This window comes from Streptomyces sp. JNUCC 64 (genome assembly GCF_054484115.1).
On sequence record NZ_CM137015.1, the window covers coordinates 857,870 to 878,220 of the forward strand.

16 protein-coding genes, 1 tRNA gene and 2 CRISPR repeat arrays are annotated in these 20,351 nt (G+C 73.7%); of the genes, 5 read left to right on the forward strand and 12 right to left on the reverse strand.

Annotation, left to right across the window (positions count from 1 at the left end):
- Positions 1–7 precede the first annotated feature (7 nt).
- From ACVWNX_RS03255 to ACVWNX_RS03280, 6 genes are all read right to left on the reverse strand, one after another.
- A complete protein-coding gene (locus ACVWNX_RS03255; RefSeq protein WP_454412331.1) occupies positions 8–1,729 on the reverse strand; it encodes an ATP-binding cassette domain-containing protein in 1,722 nt (573 codons plus the stop codon).
- Positions 1,726–2,622: an ABC transporter ATP-binding protein gene (locus ACVWNX_RS03260; RefSeq protein WP_454414613.1), complete on the reverse strand. Its 897-nt coding sequence runs from the start codon at positions 2,620–2,622 to the stop codon at positions 1,726–1,728. Before ACVWNX_RS03260 ends, ACVWNX_RS03255 begins: the two co-directional genes overlap by 4 nt.
- 164 nt (positions 2,623–2,786) lie before the next feature.
- Complete coding sequence (locus ACVWNX_RS03265) at positions 2,787–3,890, reverse strand: FecCD family ABC transporter permease (RefSeq protein ID WP_454412332.1); 1,104 nt, start codon at positions 3,888–3,890, stop codon at positions 2,787–2,789.
- Positions 3,891–3,901: 11 nt separating this feature from the next.
- Positions 3,902–4,960 (reverse strand): FecCD family ABC transporter permease, encoded by a 1,059-nt coding sequence (locus ACVWNX_RS03270; RefSeq protein ID WP_454412333.1) that lies wholly within the window; start codon positions 4,958–4,960, stop codon positions 3,902–3,904.
- Between the two features lie 320 nt (positions 4,961–5,280).
- The gene (locus ACVWNX_RS03275; protein ID WP_454412334.1) at positions 5,281–6,345 is read right to left on the reverse strand and encodes an ABC transporter substrate-binding protein; all 1,065 of its coding nucleotides are present in this window, start codon (positions 6,343–6,345) and stop codon (positions 5,281–5,283) included.
- A 210-nt stretch (positions 6,346–6,555) separates the two neighbouring features.
- Entirely contained in the window at positions 6,556–7,395 is an 840-nt protein-coding gene (locus tag ACVWNX_RS03280; protein WP_454412335.1) for a siderophore-interacting protein, read from the reverse strand.
- 227 nt (positions 7,396–7,622) lie between these two features.
- Between ACVWNX_RS03280 and ACVWNX_RS03285 the strand changes: the two genes are divergently transcribed.
- Positions 7,623–9,317: a helix-turn-helix domain-containing protein gene (locus ACVWNX_RS03285; protein WP_454412336.1), complete on the forward strand. Its 1,695-nt coding sequence runs from the start codon at positions 7,623–7,625 to the stop codon at positions 9,315–9,317.
- A gap of 330 nt (positions 9,318–9,647) precedes the next feature.
- Here ACVWNX_RS03285 and ACVWNX_RS03290 read toward each other — a convergent pair whose 3' ends face one another.
- The 4 genes from ACVWNX_RS03290 to ACVWNX_RS03305 all read right to left on the reverse strand — a co-directional run bounded on the left by ACVWNX_RS03290 (position 9,648) and on the right by ACVWNX_RS03305 (position 13,688).
- Entirely contained in the window at positions 9,648–9,986 is a 339-nt protein-coding gene (locus tag ACVWNX_RS03290) for a hypothetical protein (RefSeq protein ID WP_454412337.1), read from the reverse strand.
- Positions 9,987–10,380: 394 nt separating this feature from the next.
- Positions 10,381–10,776: a CRISPR direct-repeat array (repeat unit 29 nt; unit sequence GTGCTTCCCGCGCGAGCGGGGGTGGACCG).
- A gap of 73 nt (positions 10,777–10,849) precedes the next feature.
- A CRISPR array of direct repeats spans positions 10,850–11,549; the repeat unit is 29 nt; unit sequence GTGCTTCCCGCGCGAGCGGGGGTGGACCG.
- A gap of 59 nt (positions 11,550–11,608) precedes the next feature.
- Positions 11,609–12,220 carry a hypothetical protein gene (locus tag ACVWNX_RS03295; RefSeq protein WP_454412338.1) on the reverse strand — a complete coding sequence of 204 codons (612 nt, stop codon included), beginning with the start codon at positions 12,218–12,220 and terminating at the stop codon, positions 11,609–11,611.
- Positions 12,221–12,240: 20 nt separating this feature from the next.
- Entirely contained in the window at positions 12,241–12,984 is a 744-nt protein-coding gene (locus tag ACVWNX_RS03300) for a hypothetical protein (protein ID WP_454412339.1), read from the reverse strand.
- Positions 12,981–13,688 (reverse strand): ABC transporter ATP-binding protein, encoded by a 708-nt coding sequence (locus tag ACVWNX_RS03305; protein ID WP_454412340.1) that lies wholly within the window; start codon positions 13,686–13,688, stop codon positions 12,981–12,983. Before ACVWNX_RS03305 ends, ACVWNX_RS03300 begins: the two co-directional genes overlap by 4 nt.
- A 135-nt stretch (positions 13,689–13,823) precedes the next feature.
- Between ACVWNX_RS03305 and ACVWNX_RS03310 the strand changes: the two genes are divergently transcribed.
- Together ACVWNX_RS03310 and ACVWNX_RS03315 are read left to right on the forward strand one after the other, a co-directional pair.
- The gene (locus ACVWNX_RS03310; RefSeq protein ID WP_454412341.1) at positions 13,824–14,702 is read left to right on the forward strand and encodes a sensor histidine kinase; all 879 of its coding nucleotides are present in this window, start codon (positions 13,824–13,826) and stop codon (positions 14,700–14,702) included.
- Positions 14,699–15,364 (forward strand): response regulator transcription factor, encoded by a 666-nt coding sequence (locus ACVWNX_RS03315; protein ID WP_454412342.1) that lies wholly within the window; start codon positions 14,699–14,701, stop codon positions 15,362–15,364. The genes ACVWNX_RS03310 and ACVWNX_RS03315 overlap by 4 nt, the downstream gene beginning before the upstream one ends.
- 226 nt (positions 15,365–15,590) lie before the next feature.
- Here the strand turns inward: ACVWNX_RS03315 and ACVWNX_RS03320 are convergent.
- Positions 15,591–15,667, reverse strand: a tRNA-Pro gene (locus ACVWNX_RS03320).
- Positions 15,668–15,803: 136 nt separating this feature from the next.
- Here ACVWNX_RS03320 and ACVWNX_RS03325 point away from each other — a divergent pair.
- Together ACVWNX_RS03325 and ACVWNX_RS03330 are read left to right on the forward strand one after the other, a co-directional pair.
- Positions 15,804–16,343: a DUF309 domain-containing protein gene (locus tag ACVWNX_RS03325; RefSeq protein WP_454412343.1), complete on the forward strand. Its 540-nt coding sequence runs from the start codon at positions 15,804–15,806 to the stop codon at positions 16,341–16,343.
- 467 nt (positions 16,344–16,810) lie between these two features.
- Positions 16,811–18,886, forward strand: coding sequence for an MDR family MFS transporter (locus ACVWNX_RS03330; RefSeq protein WP_454412344.1), 2,076 nt, complete (start codon positions 16,811–16,813; stop codon positions 18,884–18,886).
- A gap of 27 nt (positions 18,887–18,913) precedes the next feature.
- Here the strand turns inward: ACVWNX_RS03330 and ACVWNX_RS03335 are convergent, their stop codons facing one another.
- Entirely contained in the window at positions 18,914–20,104 is a 1,191-nt protein-coding gene (locus tag ACVWNX_RS03335; protein ID WP_454412345.1) for a thiolase family protein, read from the reverse strand.
- Between the last annotated feature and the right edge of the window lie 247 nt (positions 20,105–20,351).

The following is a 20,351-nucleotide window of genomic DNA, read 5'->3' on the forward strand; positions in this document are numbered from 1 at the left end:
GTCGTGGTCATCCGCTTCCCCTGTCGTGGTCACCGGTTCCCCCTTCGTGGCCATCGGCTTCCCCGGTGGGCGTGAGGTATCCCCCGGCGAGGGTGAGCCGTTCGTCCGCCGTGGCGGCGAGGCGGAGGTCATGGGTGACGACGATCAGTGTTCTGCCCTCGTCGGCGAGGAGGCGCAGTTCCGTCATCACCCGGGCCGCCGTCCGCTCGTCGAGCGCGCTGGTGGGCTCGTCGAGGAGGATCACGGGCGCGTCGGTGAGGAAGGCCCGTGCCAGTGCGACGCGTTGCCGCTCGCCGCCGGAGAGGTCCGTGGTCGCCGTCCCGGGCGGGAGGTCGAGCCGCGCCCGCCGGAGCGCCTCGGCGAGGTCCCGGTCGTCCGCGTCGGGGGCGGTGAGGCGGAGGGTGTCGCGGACCGTTCCGGGCAGGACGTCGCCGCCCTGCGGAACGAGGAGCACCGGCCCCGACGCCGGGGGGACGGGCGACACCGGTACCGAACCCGGTGCCGGTACCGAACCCGGTGCCGTTGCCGTTGCCGTTGCCGTTGCCGTTGCCGTTGCCGTTGCCGGAAGGACGACGGTCCCCGTGGTGGCCGGTTCGAGTCCGGCGATGACCCGCAGGAGCGTCGTCTTGCCGCTTCCGCTGGGGCCGGTGACGGCGGTGACCGTCGACGGGGCGAAGGTGTGCGTCACTTCGTGGAGCAGGACGCGTTCCGGGGTCCCGACCCCGAGGCGGACCAGGGCCGTTCCCGCCGTGGCCACCCCCGCCACGGGGGTGACGACGGGTTCCCGGAGGACTTCGGCGACCCGGTCCGCCGCGGCGCGGCCCGCGCGGACGTAGTCGAGCCCGTGGCCGAGGCGCAGCGCCGGGGTGACGGTGGCCAGGCCGAACAGCAGCAGCACGGCGAGGGTCGTGGTGTCCCGTCCGTGGCCGACGGCGTAGGCGACGGCATAGGTCGCGGCGGCCTGGAGCAGCGCTCCCGCGACGGCGGCGAGCGTCGCGACCCGCCCCACCCAGCGGACCGTTCCCGTGGTGAAGCGGTGGGTCGCCTCGGTGTAGCGGGCCGCCGCGCCGCCCTGGGCCCCGTAGACGCGGCAGATCCGGACGCCGCGCGCGTGGTCGTCGACGGCGGAGACGATGTCGCCCATCACCCGGGCGCTCTCGGCCCCGTGGCGCGCGGAGGTCCGGGGGACGACCAGCAGGTAGTAGCAGGCGGCGAGCAGTCCCGGGAGCAGGGCGAGCAGCGCGGCCGGTCCCGCGACGGCGAGGAGGACGGCCACGCTGGCCAGCGGGACGACCGCGAGCGTCGCGATCTCGGCCGGCAGATGGGCGACGGTGTGGTGCAGCGCCGCGATGTCGTCGGAGACCAGGCGGCGCAGCGCGTCGCCGCCGCGCCCGGCGAGGGCGCTCATCGGCATCCGGGCCAGGTGTCCGGCCACCTGGCGGCGCAGCCGGTGCGCGAAGCGCGCCTCGCCCCGGTGGGCCGTCCAGGAGGAGAAGGCGGCCAGCAGGGCGCCGGTGGTCCACGCGGCGCAGGCCCCCACCGCGTGTCCGGGCGCCGGGTCGGTGAGGAGCCGTGCCGTGGACCAGAGCGCGCCGAGGCCGCAGAGTCCGGACAGGGCGGCGGCGAGCGAGGCGAGGCCGAGCGCGGGGAGGCTGGGCCGCAGCGCGGGCGCGAGCGGTGAACGCCCCGGGGGTCGCGGGCGGGGTCGGTGCGGGGGGCTGGTCGTCATCGGCTTCCTCCGGTCCGGGGTGCGCGGTCGCGTCCGATCGGAACGACCTGGGGGGTTCCCGCGACGGGGTCGGCGACGACGAGGCAGCGCAGTCCGAAGACGTCCTCGACCAGTTCGGCGGTGACGACGCGGGACGGCGGGCCCTCCGCGACGACGGCGCCGTCCTTCATCGCGATCAGGTGCGTGGCGTACCGCGCCGCCTGGTTGAGGTCGTGGAGCACCGCGACGAGGGTCCGCCCCGCCAGGTGCAGATCGGTGAAGAGTTCGAGGAGTTCGATCTGGTGGGTGAGGTCGAGGAAGGTGGTGGGCTCGTCGAGGAGGAGGATGTCCGTCCGCTGGGCGAGTGCCATCGCCACCCAGACGCGCTGGCGTTGTCCGCCCGAGAGCTCGTCGACCGGCCGGGCGGACAGGTCGTCGACACCGGTCGCGGCCATCGCTTCGGCGACGGTCCGTTCGTCCTCCTCGGTCCACTGGCGGATGAGCTTCTGGTACGGGTAGCGGCCACGGGCGACGAGGTCGGCGACGCGGATGCCGTCGGGGGCGAGCGAGGACTGCGGGAGGAGCCCGAGCCGCCGTGCGACGTCCTTGGCCTTGTGGGCGTGGATGTCCCGGCCGTCGAGGACGATCCGCCCGCTGGTGGGCCGCAGGAGCCTGGAGAGTCCGCGCAGCAGGGTGGACTTTCCGCAGGCGTTGGGGCCGACGACGACGGTGAACGATCCGTCCGGGATCGCCACCGAGAGCCGGGTGTTGACGGGGCGCCGGTCGTATCCGATCGTCACGTCCTCGGCCCGGAGCCGGGAGCGGTACGGCCCGGTACCGGCCGCCGGGTCCGACGCGGTTCCGCCCGCCGGGGGCGGCGCGACCCCGTCCGGTGGGTGCGCGGCCCCGTCCAGCGGGTGGGGCACGGCCCCGTCCGGCGGGTCCGACGCGGTCCCGGCCGCCGGATCCGATGGGGTCGGGCCGACCGGGTGCGACGCGGTGCCACCCGGGTGCGGCACGGACGCGGTACCGCTCGCCTCGGCCTCGGCCTCGGTGCCGGAGTCGGAGTCGGAAGGGGTCATGTGTGACGTCTCGTTTCGCGGATCAGCAGCCAGATCAGATAGAGCCCGCCCAGGCAGACGGTGATCAGGCCGACGGGGACGGGTCGGTACGCCTGCCCGATCGCCAGCGACACCGCTTGGGCGAGGGCGACGAGGGCGGCGCCCATGAACGCGGCGGAGGCGACCGGCACCCCCGGGGCGCGGGTCAGCCGACGGGCGAGCTGCGGCGCGGCGAGCGCGACGAACCCGATCGGTCCGGCGGCCGCGGTCACCAGCGCGGTGGCGGCGACCCCCACGGCCAGCAGCGCGGGGCGGACGCGGGCGGCGCTGACCCCCTGGGCGAGGGCGGCGTCGTCCCCCAGCTCCAGTTGGCGCAGCGCCGGGGAGAGGGCGGCGGCGCAGCCGAGGACGAGGACCGCGCCGATCAGGGAGGGCACCAGGGCGGACCATCCCACGCGGTTCAGCGAACCCGCCGCCCAGAAGCCGACGCTCATGGCGTCGCTGATGTCGGCGCGGGTGATGAGGTAGGAGTTGACCGATCCGAGCATGGCCGAGACGGCGATGCCGACGATGATCAGCCGGAACCCCCGGACGCCTCGCCGGTGGGCGAGCAGATAGACCACGGCGGCGGTGAGGAGCCCTCCGACGAGCGCCGCCGGGGCCACCGCCCCGTAGGCGTGGGACCCGAGGAGCAGGGTGGTGACGACGACGCCCGTGTAGGAACCGGCGTCGAAGCCGATCACGTCCGGTGACCCGAGGGGGTTGCGGGTGAGGGACTGGAAGACCGCCCCGCCGACGCCCAGCAGCGCGCCGAACAGGACGGCGCCGATCGCCGTCGGCAGCCGCCATTCGAGGACGATCATCCGGTGGAGTTCCTCGCCCCCTCCGGCGAGCACCCGTACGACCTGGCCGGGGGTGAGCGGATAGTCGCCGAAGCCCAGGGAGAGCACCGCGACGCCGAGGGCGACCACGGTGAGGACCGCGTGGACGACGAGCGCCCGGAGGCCGAAGGGGACGGCGACGAGGCCGCCGACGCGGAGGCGGCACCGCCGGTAGCCGAAGTCGACCGCGTCCGGCGGGGAGTCGGGGTGGTGCTTCGGGGCGCGCCTCGGATGGTTCACCGTCCGGTGGTTCACAGTCCGGCCGCCTTCCCGCGGCGGACCAGCGCGATGAGCACGGGTCCGCCGATCAGGGCGGTCAGCACGCCCGCCTCGATCTCCCCGGGGCGGGCGACGAGACGTCCGGCCACATCGGCGGTGAGGACCAGGACCGGCGAGGCCAGGACGGTGTAGGCGATGATCCACCGCTGGTCAGGACCGGTGAACCAGCGCACCACGTGCGGCACCATCAGCCCGATGAACGCGATGCCCCCGGTGAGCGCGGTGGCCCCGCCCGCGAGCAGGGTGACGGAGACGATCCCGGCGACCCGGACGCGGGTGACGCTCGCGCCCAGCGAGGCGGCCTGGTCGTCGCCCAGGGCGACGGCGTTCAGCGCTCCGCCCAGACAGAAGGCGATCGCCAACCCGGCGCCGATGAAGGGCAGTACGGAGAGCGTGTCGGGGATCGAGGCACGGGCGATCGATCCGAGGCCCCAGTTCCTGAAGGCCCGGAAGGTCTCCTCGTCCATGAGGGTGAGGAACGCCGAGAACGCGATCAGCACCGCGGACAGGGCCACCCCGGCGAGCACCAGCGTGACCGGCGAGGCGGAGCCGCGCCCCGAGGAACCGATCGTGTACACGACCGCCGTCGCGAGGAGCGCGCCGAGGAAGGAGAACCACACGTACCCGGTGACGCCCGACACCCCGAACAGGCCCACGCCGACGGTGATCGCGAACCCCGCACCCGCGTTGACGCCCAGGATGCCCGGGTCGGCGAGCGGGTTCCGGGTGATCGCCTGGATCAGCGCCCCCGCGACTCCGAAGGCGACGCCCGAGACCACGCCGAGGACGGTGCGGGGCACCCGGAGCGTCCAGACGATCGACGCCGCCTCGGACCCGTCGGGACGGAACACGTTCCGCCACACGTCCCGGAGCGGAAGCTGATTGGCCCCGAAGCTCACGCTCAGCGCCAGCGCGCAGACGAGGACGAGCGTCAGCGCCACCAGCCCGAGCAGCTTCCGCCGGGCGGGCGGGAGCCGCTCCGCGTGTCTCTCCTCGGGCGGCGGGACGGATCGTGTCGCGTCCGTGGTCATGGTTCTCCTCGGTCAGGGCGGGGTGCGGAGGCGCGGTGGCCCCCCCGCACCCCGCCCCCGCTGGGGGGTGCGTCGGGCGGACGGCCGGTGCGGACGACCGTCCGGGACGGGGGCGGCCGGGGCGGGTGGCATCCGGTACGGGGGGACGCCCGGCAGGGGGACGTCCGGCGCGGTCACCCGGCTCGGGTCACGCTCAGTTCGGGGTCCGTGTGAGGTCCGCGTGGGGTCCGGACAGGGTCCGGGCAGGGTCCGGACAGGTGGTGCGTAAAGTGCGGACAGCTGGTGAGCACGCCCCCGCCCGCGAACCGGGCGTCGGTCGGTCAGAGGACGTCGGCGAGCTGCGGGACGAGGTGTCCGGCCGCCCACGCGTTCCCGATCGGCCCGCCGCTGCTGATCGCCCACAGCAGGTCCCCGCCGTCCTTCGTCTTCGGCGGGAGTTGCACGAAGTTCCCGGAGGACACGGCACCGAGGTTCCGGAACAGATCGCGACCGGTCAGCTCCCGCATCTCCTTGTCGCGGGCGGCCTCGCTCTGGCCCAGCACCAGCACATCGGCGTCGATCTTCGACAGCAGCTCGCCGCTCACCGTGGCCTCACGGGCGAACTCCCGCGCCTTCGGGTTCTCGGCGAAGCCGAGTTCGCCCAGGAACGCCTCCGGCGCGGAGCCGGGCGTCGACAGGTACTGGAGACCGTTGGCGGAGCCGTAGTTGATCGCCCACGTGGCCGTGAGCCCGTCGAACTCCGGGTGTTCGTCCCTGATCTTCGCGAAGCGCTTCCCGTGCTCGTCGACGACTCCCTTCGCGGCGTCGGCGAGGTCGAGCGCCTCGCCGAGCACCCGGATCGATTCCTGCCAGGGGATGAGCAGTTGTGACGCGGTGTCGGGGCTGGTGACGACCGGGGCGATGGTCAACAGCCGGTCGTAGTGGTCGGCGAGCTTCACCCCGCCGAGGCCGTCCGTCCAGCCGACGGCGACGATGAGGTCCGGGTCGCTGGCGGCGACCGCCTCCACCGGAACCTTCTCCCCCATCACGAACTCGTAGGTGGTGAGGCCCTCCGCGCCGTGCTCGTCGAGGTATCCGCCCTCGTCGACGAGGCTGGAACTGAGCACGGGCTCCACCCCGAGCGCGAGGAGCAGTTCCGTGTCGATCGCGTTCGGGACGACCGCCGCGATCCGTTCGGGACGCTTCTTCAACACGGTCTCGCCGAAGGGCGATTCCAGGGTCAGCGGGTAGGAGGTCCGCCCTTCGGCGGCGGGCAGCCGACCGGACCCGTCGCCGGTCGATGTCTTCTGGGGGGACGACGTGGACGAGCATCCGGTCAGGGTGAGGGCGGCGGCCAGCACCGCGCCGATGAGGCCGGTGACGCCATTGCGTCGGGTGATGTTCATGAGTGCCGTTCTTGCGTGTCTCGGGATGGGCTCGGCTCGCGCTTCGGGTGAGCTCGGCTCGTGCTTCGGGGTGATGTGCGCTTCGGGGTGTTCGTGGGCTTCGAGCGGGCTCGCGCCTCGGGGACGGACCCTCGCTGGCGATGAGGACGAGGGGGGACGGGGATGAAGGAGAGACGGGCCGGGGAAAGGCTCCCCGGCCCCGAACGACCGTCAGGACCGTTGAAGGCGAGGACCCTTCACGTCCTCGCGTTTCCAGTAGCCCGTGAAGTCGACCGCGGACAGGGGCACCCGGCGCTCGCGGACGAGGTCCCGACGGATTTCCCGGACCATCGACTGCTCACCGGCCAGCCAGACGAACCACTCCCCGTCCGCCCAGGCCGTCTCGCGAACGGCAGTCGGCAGCGCACCGGGACCGTGCGGAGCGGACGGGTCCCGTGGGAGCCATGTGACGTCGACCCCTGCGGGGCCGCGCAGTTCCTGTACGTGCGTTTCGTGCGCCACGTCGATGAGCACGCGTCCACGGGCGCGGCCGGGGAGTTCCTCCAGGAGGCGCGCGATCGCGGGGACCGCCGTGTCGTCTCCCACGATCAGCAGCCGGTCGGCGCCCGGCGGGATCCCCCGCGTCCGGCCGGGACCGGCGATGTGCGTCCGGTCTCCCGGCACCACCGCACGGGCCCAGCCCGACGCGACCCCGTCGCCGTGCAGGACGACGTCGACGTCCAGTTCACGAGCGCGCGGGTCATGGCGGCGCACCGTGTAAGCCCGGGCGATCGGTCGGCGCCCTTCCGCGAACGTCACCCGGCCGTCCTCGATGACGGGCAGGACGGGCTCGCTCTCGCCCGGGTACGGGAACAGCAACCGGATGTCGTCGTCGAAACCCGGGGAGCTGAACGCGGGCCACCGCGTCCCGTCCACGGAGGTGAACGCGGCCAGCTGGTCACCCCCCAGGGTCACCCGCCGCATTCCCGCCGTGATGTCGACGACCCTGACCACGACCAGTTCCCGCAGGGTCACGGGGAGCGTGGTCGACGGACGCGCGGGGACGGACACGGAAGGACTCCTCGGAAAGGACAAGGGGACGGGGCACCCGGAAGGACGGGGAACGGTAGGGGGACGGACCTGCGGAGCGGAGCGTCGAACCACCACCCACGCACCCGACCGACCGGCTGACCGGCTGACCGGCTGACCGGCCGACCACTTAAGTGAGGCTAACCTTGCTTTTCAGCCAGCGGTTATCCTGAAGCGCATGGTTCATGGACTGACGGAACGCGGCTGAGATGGCCACGCACCAACGGCTCCCGGTCGCACCACCCCCGGAGATCCCGGCCGCCCGGGCGGTCTCCTCCGGGAACGCGCGCGAATCGGTCCTGCTCTGGACGCACACGGGCACCGTCCGCGTCCGGACGGCGACGGAACGGCACCGTCTCACCGAAGGCCAGGGCCTCTGGGTGCCCGCCGGCCTCCCCTACGAGGTCGACGTCGAGGCGGGTTCCCTCGCGATTCCGGTCTTCCCCACCGCGCGCTCCCAGCCGAACGGGGTCGACCGCCCCCTCCGCGTCGACTTCCCGGACGACTGGTCGGACTGGCTCACCTATCAGTTCGCCCGTGGCCTCGGCTACCTCCGTGGCGCCGCGGACGACGGCGGGCCGCTCGACCTCGTCGCCAACGCGCGCCCGGCGGACCCGGCCCACGACCACCGGGGCCCCTGGCCCGCCCCGCCCCTGCCGATGTCACCCGAAGCCCTCACCATCGGGCGGACACTGCTCCAGAACCCGAGCCACGGAGCGGGGATCGACGAGCTGGCGCGCTCGGTCGGCATCGGCGTCCGCACGCTCCAGCAACGGTTCCTCAAGGAGACGGGGATGCCCTTCGCCCGGTGGCGCACCGCCGCGCGGATCGCCGCCGCGACGAGCTACCTCGACCTCGGCCACGACATCGGCTGGACCGGCGGACGGGTGGGGTTCGCGACCGCAGCGGGGTTCACGAAGGCGTTCCGCGCGCACACCGGGACCACGCCCAGCGCGTACCGGGAACAGCGCCGCCAGGGCCCGGCGACGGCCGGAGCCCGACCGTCGCCGGGCCCTGCGAACGTCCGGCTCGACGTCCACGCGCTCTCCCCCGCGCATGGCCGCCGGACACACCCCCAGACACACGACCGGACGGACGACCGTGCAAAGGACCCGACAGGCGAACGAACGCCCGAAGGGAAAGAGGCGCTCGGGGAGCCGCCACCGATCCCGGCGGCGCGGACCTGGAACCGGATCAACGACTTCCATGTGCTCGTCTGGGTCTACCGGGGGACCGCGCGGCTCGTCGTCGGGGACCGGGAGCACCGGTTGCGACGGGGCGACGTCGCCTGGCTCCCGGCGGGGGTGCGCAACAACGTCACGCTGCCGGGCGGCGCGCTCCTGCTCCCGCTCGGCTCCCGTCCGGGCCCTTCGGCCACCCCGCCGGACGCCGTCCTCGTCCAGCGCTTCCCGCCGGAGGCGGAGGGCTTCCTCCTGCACACGGTCATCGCCAACTACAGCTTCATCCGCCCCGAGGGACACGACCCCCAGGGCATCACCCGGCGCTTCCTCGAACTCCTCTCGGCACCGCGCCCGCCCGCGACCGCGCGGGGACCGGCCGCCTCCGCCGTCCACCAGATCGCCGAGGAGGTCCGCCGGTCACCCGCGAGCCGACGCACGCTCGCCCAGTGGGGCGCGGAACTCGGGGTGGACGCCAGGAGCCTCGGCCGCGACTTCACCGACGCGACCGGCCAGACCTACGCCCAGTGGCGGGCCCAGCTCCGGATGACCCTGGCCCGCCAGTACCTCGAAGAGGGCATGACGGTCGGCCGGACCGCACGGACGCTCGGCTACGCGGACGCCTCCGCCCTGACCCGGGTCTTCACCCGCGCCCACGGGATGTCGCCGAGCGAGTACCGCCGCGACGGCTGGCGGCACACCGCCGAAGACCTCATCCTCCGTTAGCCCACCCCACCCGGAGCCGCACCGGCCCGGCCCGGTCCGCACGGCGGGGGAGGCAACGCGAGCCGCGCCCCCTCCCCCGCCGTCAACCTGCCGGACCGAACCTCAGGTCGCCGGGCACGCCCCACCTTCGTCCACCGCCGCCGGGCGCCTGAAGACACGGATGACCCACAGCCCGGGCGACCCAACACGAAGTCTCCAGCACACGGCGTCGTCGCCGCACCCTGAGGTTCTCGGGACCGGTCACCGCCGTGCCCGTACCAGGCTGACGGAGTACACCGAACGCCCGGAGCGCCCACTGTCGCGGCACTGCCCGGCCCTCGCGCCGACCGATCAGTCAGCCGAACCGAGACGTTCTCCGAGCTTGGCGGACCGTCGTTCACGGCCTTTGGTGTACCACCACTCGAAGAGCTGAACACGGATCATGCCAGCGACGCCACGCACCAGATGGTGGGGAGGGGTTCCGTTGAAGAGCGCCCGGTCCGCGCTGTCCCTCGGCAGTCGGACCCGCCATCGTTCTCCGCCAGCCAGCAACTCGACCACGACGTCGAACGCCCTTCCCCGCTCCACGATCTCCAGCCGCGTCACCTCAAGGGTGACCGACGGATCGTCGAGCCTCCCCATCAAATGGGGAACGAGAAGGTCTCGTACACGCTCCGCGTCGGATGTCATAAAACCGGTCCTCACAGATCCACTCAACCGGGCCGTTCGAACGTGAACGTTCCGCGACGCAGATGTGCCCGTCACCGTCCCCAGCGCAGACAGCCGTCCTCATCGCCCGCACTTCCGGACCCATCACCCTTCCTTGCGCTCCCTCCATCCGTCCACCCTTCCCCAGGACAACATCCCGTCCTATGGCCCCCGACCGGTCCCAGGCGACTCCCACGGAGCCCGCGCAGGACCTCGGCCTAGCCGCATCCGCACCAGGCCAGTGCCACATCGCAGTCGGACCGGACCTGGCTCTCCACGCGTTCGGCCACTGAGCGGGGCTGGCATGATGGGAACGATGGCACGGACGACGGTTCAAGAAACGGCAAAGCCCCTCTGAACACACAGGTCAGAAAGGGTGCTTCCCGCGCGAGCGGGGGTGGACCATTTCCCCGGCCGGCGGAACCTGCGGCGGTTCTGTGCTTCCCGCGCGAGCGGGGGTGGACCGTCGTACTCGCCGGTGTCGGGGTCCAGGGTGGGGTGCTTCCCGCGCGAGCGGGGGTGGACCGCTCTGCGCGCGATCCTTGACGTTGCCGACGACGTGCTTCCCGCGCGAGCGGGGGTGGACCGCAGCCCGCGCCCACCACGCCGAGCACGGGCACGTGCTTCCCGCGCGAGCGGGGGTGGACCGGATCTCGTCGGCGAGGTCCGCAGGGATCCGTAGTGCTTCCCGCGCGAGCGGGGGTGGACCGCAGAGTGGCTCGCGGACCGGGCCCGGGAAGGGGTGCTTCCCGCGCGAGCGGGGGTGGACCGACTCGAACACCTCCGCGATGAACGCCACCATCGTGCTTCCCGCGCGAGGGGCGGCTGACGATCACGGTGTTCTCGTGCTTCCCGCGCGAGCGGGGGTGGACCGCGCGGCCCGCCGCCATCGCTGACGCCGTCCGCGTGCTTCCCGCGCGAGCGGGGGTGGACCGTCGACGTCGTCCGCGAGGCGGCCCCACCCCTCGTGCTTCCCGCGCGAGCGGGGGTGGACCGCCCGGCGCGGAGAGCCGTCTCGGCTACATGACGTGCTTCCCGCGCGAGCGGGGGTGGACCGCACCACAAGGACATCGCGGCCGAGGCCGACCGGTGCTTCCCGCGCGAGCGGGGGTGGACCGCCGTCGTTCCACCTGGTCCAGGTGATCGAGGTGTGCTTCCCGCGCGAGCGGGGGTGGACCGCCCGCCTCCCCGAGCCCTGCCCCGATGGCTGCGTGCTTCCCGCGCGAGCGGGGGTGGACCGTCCACGGCCAGCGCCCGCAACGCCACCACCGGGTGCTTCCCGCGCGAGCGGGGGTGGACCGTTCCTGGAGCACCGCTGGCGGTATCGGCGCGGGTGCTTCCCGCGCGAGCGGGGGTGGACCGCTCATGGTGATCCTCTCGGTGGTGGCGCGTGGGTGCTTCCCGCGCGAGCGGGGGTGGACCGGCGTCGGCCGCCGTTCCCGCCGTGATCCGGCAGTGCTTCCTGCGCGAGCGGGGGTGGACCCGAGCCAGCATGAACACCCCGGCCACCGACCCCGTGCTTCCCGCGCGAGCGGGGGTGGACCGCGTCCATGCTGAACGACACCATGGACGGCGTGGTGCTTCCCGCGCGAGCAGGGGAACCGTCAAACGTCCCGGTGCCGGTACGTCACGAACGCGGCGGTCAAGGCGGCCAGCGTCCACGCCAGTGTGACCGGCAAGGGCCGTGCCGACACCGGGGCGAGTTCGGGCAACGCGTCCGCCGCGCCGGGGAACCGCGCGCCCAGCACGGGCCCGACGAGTGTGAAGTACCCGACGAGCAGGGCGACCGTGCCGTGTGCGTGGCGCAGCAGGAGGCCGACGGCCGAGGCCAGGAGGGCGGCCAGGGTGAGTCCCCCGGTCAGGGCGGGGAGCGTGGTCGTGGCGGTCGGGCGTCCGGATGCCAGGTGTGTGGCGGAGGCACAACCGGCCGCGGCCGGGAGCGCCAGGGTGAGCAGGGCGGCCGTTGACGCGATGCGGTGCGGCAGGCGTCGGGGCATCGCCGTCGCGGTGGTCCGGCCCTGTCCTCCGTCGTGTTCCGAGGTCACCGCGATGACGCCGAGCACCAGGAAGCCGACGCCGGTGTACGGGGCGGATCGCAGTCCGGTGACCGCGCCGAGTGCGGCCGAGAGGATGAGGAGTGCTGCCAGGGTGATCCGCACGGCGGGCAGGCTCAGGAGCTTGGACAATTCGGCGCGGTACGCCGGGTACAGCCTCACGCGCCCCTCCGAGTATGGCCTCACGCGTCCCTCCGGCAGAACACCACGGCCGCCGGGAGAAGGACCGCCGTCACCCAGGCCACCGTGACGAGTCCCGCCGTGACCGGCGCGAAGTGCGCTTCCGTGGCCGTGTCGCGCAGGAACATGTGGGGGCCTGCCACATCGGGGAAGTAGTGTGCGGCGTCCGTGAGCTTGGACAGTACGTACGTCACCGACACCACCGACACGTTGGCGATCATCACGGCCATGGGCACGACGCCGTTGCGCGTCAGGACGGTGACGGCCAGGGCCAGCCAGGCCGTGCACAACAGGTAGACCTGCGCCCCGAGAACCCGTCCCACCGTGATGTCCGCGACCGGCTCGCCCCGTGCGAGTCGTACGGCGGTGAAGGTCGCGACGGCGGCCGCCGTCGCGACCGCGAGGACGAGCAGACCGACGGCGGTCAGCTTCGCGGCCAGGTTCACGAGCCGTGCCGGGGCGGCGGTCAGGGTGGCGGCGATCTGCCGTGTCGCCGCGGATTCCTCGTCTTCGGAGGTGTATTCGCTGCTGACGGCGACGACGCCGAGCACGATGGCGCCGATCGCGCCGCCCATGCCGAGCTCGGTGAATCCGGCGTCCACCCCGCCCGGCCCGTGGGACGAGCGGGCGTTGAGCGCGGCGATCCCGGCCGGAAGCAGGACGCCGAGCGCGACGGCGAGCCACGCCGACGGCAGCGTGAGCAGCTTGTGCCCCTCCGCGCGCAGGGCCCTGAGCATGATGGTCACCGTCCGCTCTCCGTCCGGGTGAGGTGGAAGAAGGCGGACTCCAGGGTGCGGTGGGCGCCGGTGACCTCCGCGAGCGTGCCCTGGGCGACGACGCGGCCGCGGTCGAGGATGACGATGTCGTCGGCGGTCTCCTCCAGTTCGGCCATGAGATGGCTGGAGAGGAGCACCGTGTGGCCCCGGGCGGCCCGGGACCGGACCAGGTCGCGCATCCAGCGGATGCCCTGCGGGTCCAGGCCGTTGACCGGTTCGTCCAGGACCAGGACCGGCGGGTCGCCGAGGAGCGCCGCGGCCACGCCGAGCCGACGGCCCATGCCCAGGGAGTACGAGCCGACGCGCCGCCCGGCGGCTTCCGCGAGTCCGACGTCCGCCAGCACCTCCGCGACGCGGGCGACGGGAACCCCCGCCGCGTGCGCCAGCCAGCGCAGATGGGCGCGGCCGGTGCGGGAGCGGTGGGCGCCCGACCCGTCGAGGACGGCGCCGACCGTGCGCATCGGGTCGCGCAGCCGGGCGTAGGGGGCGCCGTCGATCAGGGCCCTGCCCGAGGTGGCGCGGTCCAGGCCGAGCAGGACGCGCAGGGCGGAGGACTTTCCGGCGCCGTTCGCTCCGAGGAATCCGGTGACGCGGCCGGGGCGGGCCGCACAGCTGATGTCGGTCAGGACGTGGCGTTCCCCGCGACGTTTGACCACCGAGTCGAAAACAATCACGGTCGTACGTCATCACGCGGTGGAGGCACGGAGGATCGGGCCCGGAACCGAGATCCGTGGCCGCGACCGCGACCCAGGTCTTTCGGACCTGGGTCCGAGGACTGTTCGTAGGCGACCGCTTAGGATCGAGCGTCTATGACTCGTGAACGACCCGGGACATCCCATGAGCGCCCGCGGTGGACGTCCCGCACGGGCGCCATCGCCACGGCGGTGGTGGCCGTCCTGCTACTGAGCCTGGTCGCCGTCGGCTCGTCGGCCCGTGGGGAGCGGATCATGCTGGTCGCGGTGCCCGGCGTCGCGGTCGCCGTCGCGGTCTGGGCGATGGCCCGCACCCGGACCCAGCGCACGGAGTACGAGCGGCGCCTGACCACCTGGGCGGCCGAGCGGGCCACCCAGGCCGAACGTCTGCGCATCGCCCGTGACCTGCACGATCTGGTCTCGCACGGAATCGGGCTGATCACCGTACGGGCCGCCACCGCCCAGGCGACCGGTCAGGGGCGGGAGGGACTGGCCACCGCGCTCAGCGACATCGAGGACGTCAGCCGGCAGACCACCACCGAGCTGCGCCGGATGCTCACCGTGCTCCGCGAACCCGCCGCCACCGGCGATGCCGCTCCGCTGCGGCCCGTGGAGAGTTTCGCCGATCTGCCCGGCATCGTGGCGGCGGCCGAACGCGCCGGTCTGACCGTGCGTCTCGACCGCGTCGAGCCCGCCCGCGTCTCCACCGGGGTGCAACTGGTCACCTGCTCGGTGGCCCGTGAGGCACTGAACAACACGCTGCGGCACGCCGGTCCCACCAGCACGACGCTCACGGTCCGCGCCGACGGTGACGACCTCCTGGTCAGGGTCGAGGACGAAGGGCCGGTGCCGGGGTGGCGGGCGGGCCCCGGCGCGGGGCACGGACTGAGCGTGTTGCGCGAGCGGGTGCGGGCCGTCGGCGGCGCCCTGACCGCCGCGCCCCACGGCACCGGTTTCTGTGTGGAGGCCCGCTTCCGGCGGGAGATGGCCCGATGAGCGGTGCCGTGCGCGTACTCGTCGCCGACGACCAGAACCTGTTCCGGGAGAGCCTGGCGCTGCTGATCGACTCCGGCGAGGACCTGACGGTCGTGGCCGAGGCGACCACCGGCGAGGACGCCTTCGCGCGCGCGTTGGCCCACCGGCCCGATGTGGTCCTGATGGACATCCGGATGCCCGGCGGCGACGGCATCGAGGCGACCCGGCGCATCTCCGCCGAGCCGGGGCTGGCGGGCACGCGGGTGCTCGTCCTGTCCATGTTCGAGCTGGACGAGTACGTGTACTCGGCGCTGCGGGCGGGAGCCAGCGGCTTCCTCCTCAAGGACGCGCGGCCCGCCGAACTCCTGGACGCGGTGCGCCGCACGCACGCCGGCGACTCGCTGTTCGCGCCGAGCATCCTGACCCGCTTGGTCGAGCACTATCTCGATCGGCCCACGCCGGGACCCGCGCGCACCGTCGGGCTCGGGCATCTGACGCCGCGCGAGACCGACGTCCTGTTGCTCGTCGCCCGGGGGCGCTCCAACGACGAGATCGCCCAGGACCTCGTGCTGTCCGTGAAGACCGTGAAGACCCACATCGGCAATCTGCTGGCCAAGCTGCGGGCACGCGACCGGGCCCAGCTGGTGATCGCCGCGTACCGGGGCGGACTCGTCGTGCCGTGACGCCCCTCGTCGCCGAGCGCGTGCCCGCCACCCGGCCCTGATCCCGGCGCAGGGCCCTCCACCGGCCCGTGCGCCGGACGGATCTCCGCCACTGTCCCCTCAGCCTCGCCGTTCACGCCGCCCCTCGGACGGAGCCGCTGGACCCCGCGCTCCCCCACCGGTCCCCAAGAATGCCGAAAAGGCGGTACCGGATTTCTCCGATACCGCCTGCGACCTGCGAAAACGCTGGTCGGGACGACAGGATTTGAACCTGCGACCCCTTGACCCCCAGTCAAGTGCGCTACCAAGCTGCGCCACGTCCCGTGGTGTTCTCCGCGGTGCCCCGCGTGATCACGCAGAAAGAACTTTACCCCACGTGAGCGGGTGCCCGGTGCCAGGGCGGAGGGCGGGGAGGGTCCGGTGCGGCGGGCAGGCGGGGCGCGCGGGGGACAATCGGCGGATGAGTGAGGACGCGGGACGGCGACGGAGCGAGGGGCGGGACCGGGACGAGGGCGGGCGGGCCCGGAGCGGGCGTCCCCGCGACGGGCTGGGGCGGCCCCTGCCGTACGGGGCGGCCGGGGTGGCGCGGCAGCCGGAAGGGGTCGTGCGGGCGCCCGGGGAGACCGTGGCCGAGGCGCGGCGGCTGCTCGACGCGGGGATGCCCTTCCACGCGCACGAGGTGTTCGAGGACGCCTGGAAGAGCGGACCCGCGACCGAGCGGGCGCTGTGGCGCGGGCTCGCCCAACTGGCCGTGGGGCTCACCCACGGGGCCCGGGGGAACGCGCGGGGCGGGGCCCGGCTGCTGCGGCGGGGGGCCGCCGGGATCGCCCGGTGGGCCGCCGACCCGGCGGGTTCCCCAAAACCGTACGGGCTGGATCTGGCCGGGCTGGTCCGCTGGGCGGAGCTGCTCGCGGACGCCCTGGACGCCGACCCGGCGCCGGTGGACGCCGCCGCGCACGCTCCCCGGCTGACCGGGACGGACCGACCGGAGACGGGATGACCGGGGCGGGGATGACTGGGGACGGGCGGATCGGGGACGGTGCCGCCTCGGGCTCAAAGGTCCACTGATCTCACGCTCTCCGGTCCAGGTCATGAGCCCCGGCTCACGGTGGCAGCCGAAGGGGCGGTCCGGGTGGGCCGTCCACCGGGGCGCCTCGGAACGAGTGGGCCGGGCAGGCCGGGCAGGCCAGGTGGGGTGGAGGGTAGGTGGGGTGGAGGGTAGGCGCGCCGGGCCACGTCCACCGGCCCGGGCGGGGGCTCCGGGTGGGTGGGGTGGGCCGTCCGTCCGGGGCGGCACGGAACGAGTGGGGCGGGTAGATCGGGGGGACGGGCGGGCCGGGCGGGGGGTCCGGGTGGGGGGTCCGGGTGGGTCGGGGCGGCCAGGGTGGCCGGGGCGGAGGTGGGGGTGCGTCACCGGGACGGCTGGCCCCGGGTGCGGTGGGGGGTCGGGGGTGTGACGCTGCGAGCGTGACCTCCACCGACGACCGGCCCGCCACGGCCGGGCAGGGCGCGGCCCCGGCCGCGCCGGTCCTCGACCGGCGCGGCCGGAACGTCGTCTTCGGGACGATCGCGCTGGGGATGCTGCTCGCCGCGCTGGACCAGACGATCGTGGGGACGGCGCTCCCGACGATCGTGTCGGAGCTGGGCGGCGGCGAGCACATGTCGTGGGTGGTGACCGCGTACCTGCTGGCGGAGACCGTCGCCACGGTGCTGGTGGGCAAGTTCGGCGACCTGTTCGGCCGGAAGGTCGTCTTCCAGGTGTCGACGGTCGTCTTCATCGCCGGTTCGTTCCTGTGCGGGCTGGCGACGAACATGACGCTGCTGATCCTGTGGCGGGGGTTGCAGGGGGTCGGCGCGGGCGGGCTGATGGTCACGTCGATGGCGCTGATCGCGGATGTCATCCCGTTGCGGGAGCGGGGGAAGTACCAGGGCGCGATCGGGGGCGTGTTCGGGGTGGCGACGGTCATCGGGCCGTTGCTGGGCGGGCTGTTCACCGACCATCTGACGTGGCGGTGGGCGTTCTACGTGAACGTGCCCATCGCGATCGTGGTGGTGATCGCGGCGGCCCGGACCATCCCCGTGGTGCGGTCGGCGGCGAAACCGGTCATCGACTACCTGGGGATCGCCCTGGTGGCGGTGGGGGCGAGTGCGCTGATCCTGGCGACGAGCTGGGGCGGCAACGAGTACGCGTGGGGCTCGGGGGTGATCGTCGGGCTGTTCGCGGGCGGGGTGGTGGCGCTGGGGCTGTTCTGCTGGGTGGAGACGCGGGCGGCCGAGCCGATGCTGCCGATGCGGCTGTTCCGCGATCCGGTGTTCACGGTGTGCTCGGTGCTCAGTTTCATCGTCGGGTTCGCGATGCTGGGGGCGATGACGTTCCTGCCGACGTTCCTCCAGTACGTGGATGGGGACTCGGCGACGGTGTCGGGGGTGCGGACGCTGCCGATGGTCGTGGGGCTGCTGATCGCGTCGGTGTTCAGCGGTGCCGTGGTGAGCAGGACGGGGCGTTACCGGGTGTTCCCGATCGTGGGGACGCTGGTGATGGCGGTGGGGTTGTTCCTGCTGTCACTGATGGGGAGCGGGACCAGTACCTGGCTGTCGTCGGTGTACATGTTCGTCCTGGGGACCGGGATCGGTCTGGCGATGCAGGTGTTGACGATCGCGGTGCAGAACACGGTGGACTACGCCGACCTCGGGACGGCGACGTCCGGGGTGACGTTCTTCCGGACGTTGGGCAGTTCGTTCGGCACGGCGGTGTTCGGCACGATCTACGTCAACGCGCTGCGGCCGGAGCTGGCGGACGGGACGGCGCGGGCCGCCGCCACGGGGAGCGTGGACCCGGCGGCGGTCCAGGGGGCGGCGACCAATCCCCGGGAGCTGCACGACCTGCCGTCGGAGGCGGCGGCGCCGATCGTCCAGGCGTATCAGGACGCGTTGCAGACGGTGTTCCTGTGGACGGTCCCGGTGGCGCTGCTGGGGTTCCTGGTGGCGCTGCTGCTGCGGGAGGTGCCGTTGCGGGACAGCGCCCGGATGGGGTCGACGGACATGGGCGAGGGTTTCGCCCGGCCCTCCTCCGGGGACTCGCAGCGGCTGCTGGAGACGGCGGTGGCCCAGGTGTTGCGGACGGCGGGGCCCCACACCGCGCGGCGGATCGTCGCCGGGTCGGACACCCGGCTCGATCCGGCGGGCGCGTGGGCCGTGATGGAGGTGGAGATGCTGCACCGGCTGGTCGGGCACGCCGGTCTGGGGCTGATCGCCGCCCGGCGGCACATGCCGCCGGAGGTGCTGGTGCCGGTGTTCGAACGGATGGTGGAGGAGGGGTACCTCACCCGGGACGGTTCGCTGTTCTCGCACACGGCGGCGGGGCGGCGGGAGGCGGCGGCGATCACCCGGGCGTGGGCCGAGTGGCTGGACGAGCGGCTGGAGCGGGACGGCGACCGGCCGCCGGACGCCGCGCTGCGGGCCGCGGTGGACAGCATCGCCAAGCGGCTGTTGACGGAGGACATGTCCTGGGTTCCGTCGTCGGCGCGGGTCGCCTCGGGTTGACCGGCGGATGCCTCCCCTCGGCGGCGGTCAGCCGTCCCGGGAGACCAGGACCGCGGTGCCCTGTCCCACGCCGACGCAGAGGGTGGCGAGGCCACGGGTGGCCCCGGTGCGGCGCATCCGGTGCAGGAGGGTGGTCAGGATGCGGGCGCCCGAGCAGCCGAGGGGGTGACCGAGGGCGATGGCGCCGCCGCTGGGGTTGGCCCGTTCGGCGTCGATGCCGAGGAGTTCCAGACAGGCGAGTGCCTGGGCGGCGAACGCCTCGTTGCACTCGATCTCGTCGAGGTCGGCGGTCCGCCAGCCCACCCGGTCCAGGGCCTTGCGGGTGGCGGGGACCGGGCCGAGGCCCATGACGTCGGGGTGGACGCCCGCCGAGGCTCCGGCCGCGTACCGGCCGAGGGATTCGAGGCCGAGTCCGTCGAGCGCCCGCTCGCTGACCAGGAGCAGCGCGGCGGCGCCGTCGTTCATGGGGGAGGCGTTGCCCGCGGTGACGGTGCCGTCCCTCCGGAAGACGGGGGCGAGCGCGGCGAGGCGCTCCGGCGAGGTGTCCTCCCGGATGGACTCGTCGGCGGTGACCACGGTCCCGTCGGGGCGGGTGACGGGGAGGAGTTCGGCGTCGAAGTGGCCGTGCGCGCGGGCGTGGGCGGCCCGTCGGTGGCTGCGCAGGGCGAAGGCGTCCTGCCGTTCGCGGCCGATGGCGTGACGGGCGGCGACCTCCTCGGCGGTCTCGCCCATCGACAGCACTCCGTGGCGTTCGCGCATCGCCGGGTTGACCAGGCGCCAGCCGAGCCGGGTGTCGGCGGTCTCGACGCGGTGCGGCAGCGCCTCGTCGGGGCGGGCGAGGACGAACGGGGCGCGGCTCATCGACTCGGAGCCGCCCGCGAGGACGATGTCCGCCTCGCCGGAGGCGATGGCCCGGGCGGCGGTGGTGACGGCTTCCAGTCCGGAGGCGCACAGCCGGTTGACGGTGACGCCGGGAACGGTGTCGGGGATCCCGGCGAGGAGGGCGGCCATCCGGGCGACGTTGCGGTTGTCCTCGCCCGCCTGGTTGGCGGCGCCCCAGTGGACGTCGTCGATGCGGGCCGGGTCGAGGGCGGGCACGTCGGCGAGGAGGCCGCTGATCACGGTGGCCGCGAGGTCGTCGGGCCGGACGGTGGACAGGGCGCCGCGGAGGCGGCCGATGGGGGTGCGGCGGGCTGCGGCGAAGTGGACGGGACGCACGGTACGGGTTCCTCCTGCGCGGGCCGGGACGCGCCCCTCCCCCACCGGGTGGCCGACCGGTCGGGCCGGGTCCGTGGGCGCGTCCGCCGGGTGGGCGGGACGTCGGGGCGAGCGTGATGAGCGCTGCTAGTTTCGGGACTATAGTGCGGCGCGCCCGCCCGGCGGAAGACGTCCGCTCCCGTGCGGCGGCGGGCCTCGGCGGAGAGTGCGGCCCTCCCGCCGAGAGCGCCGCCGGGAGCGTCCCGCG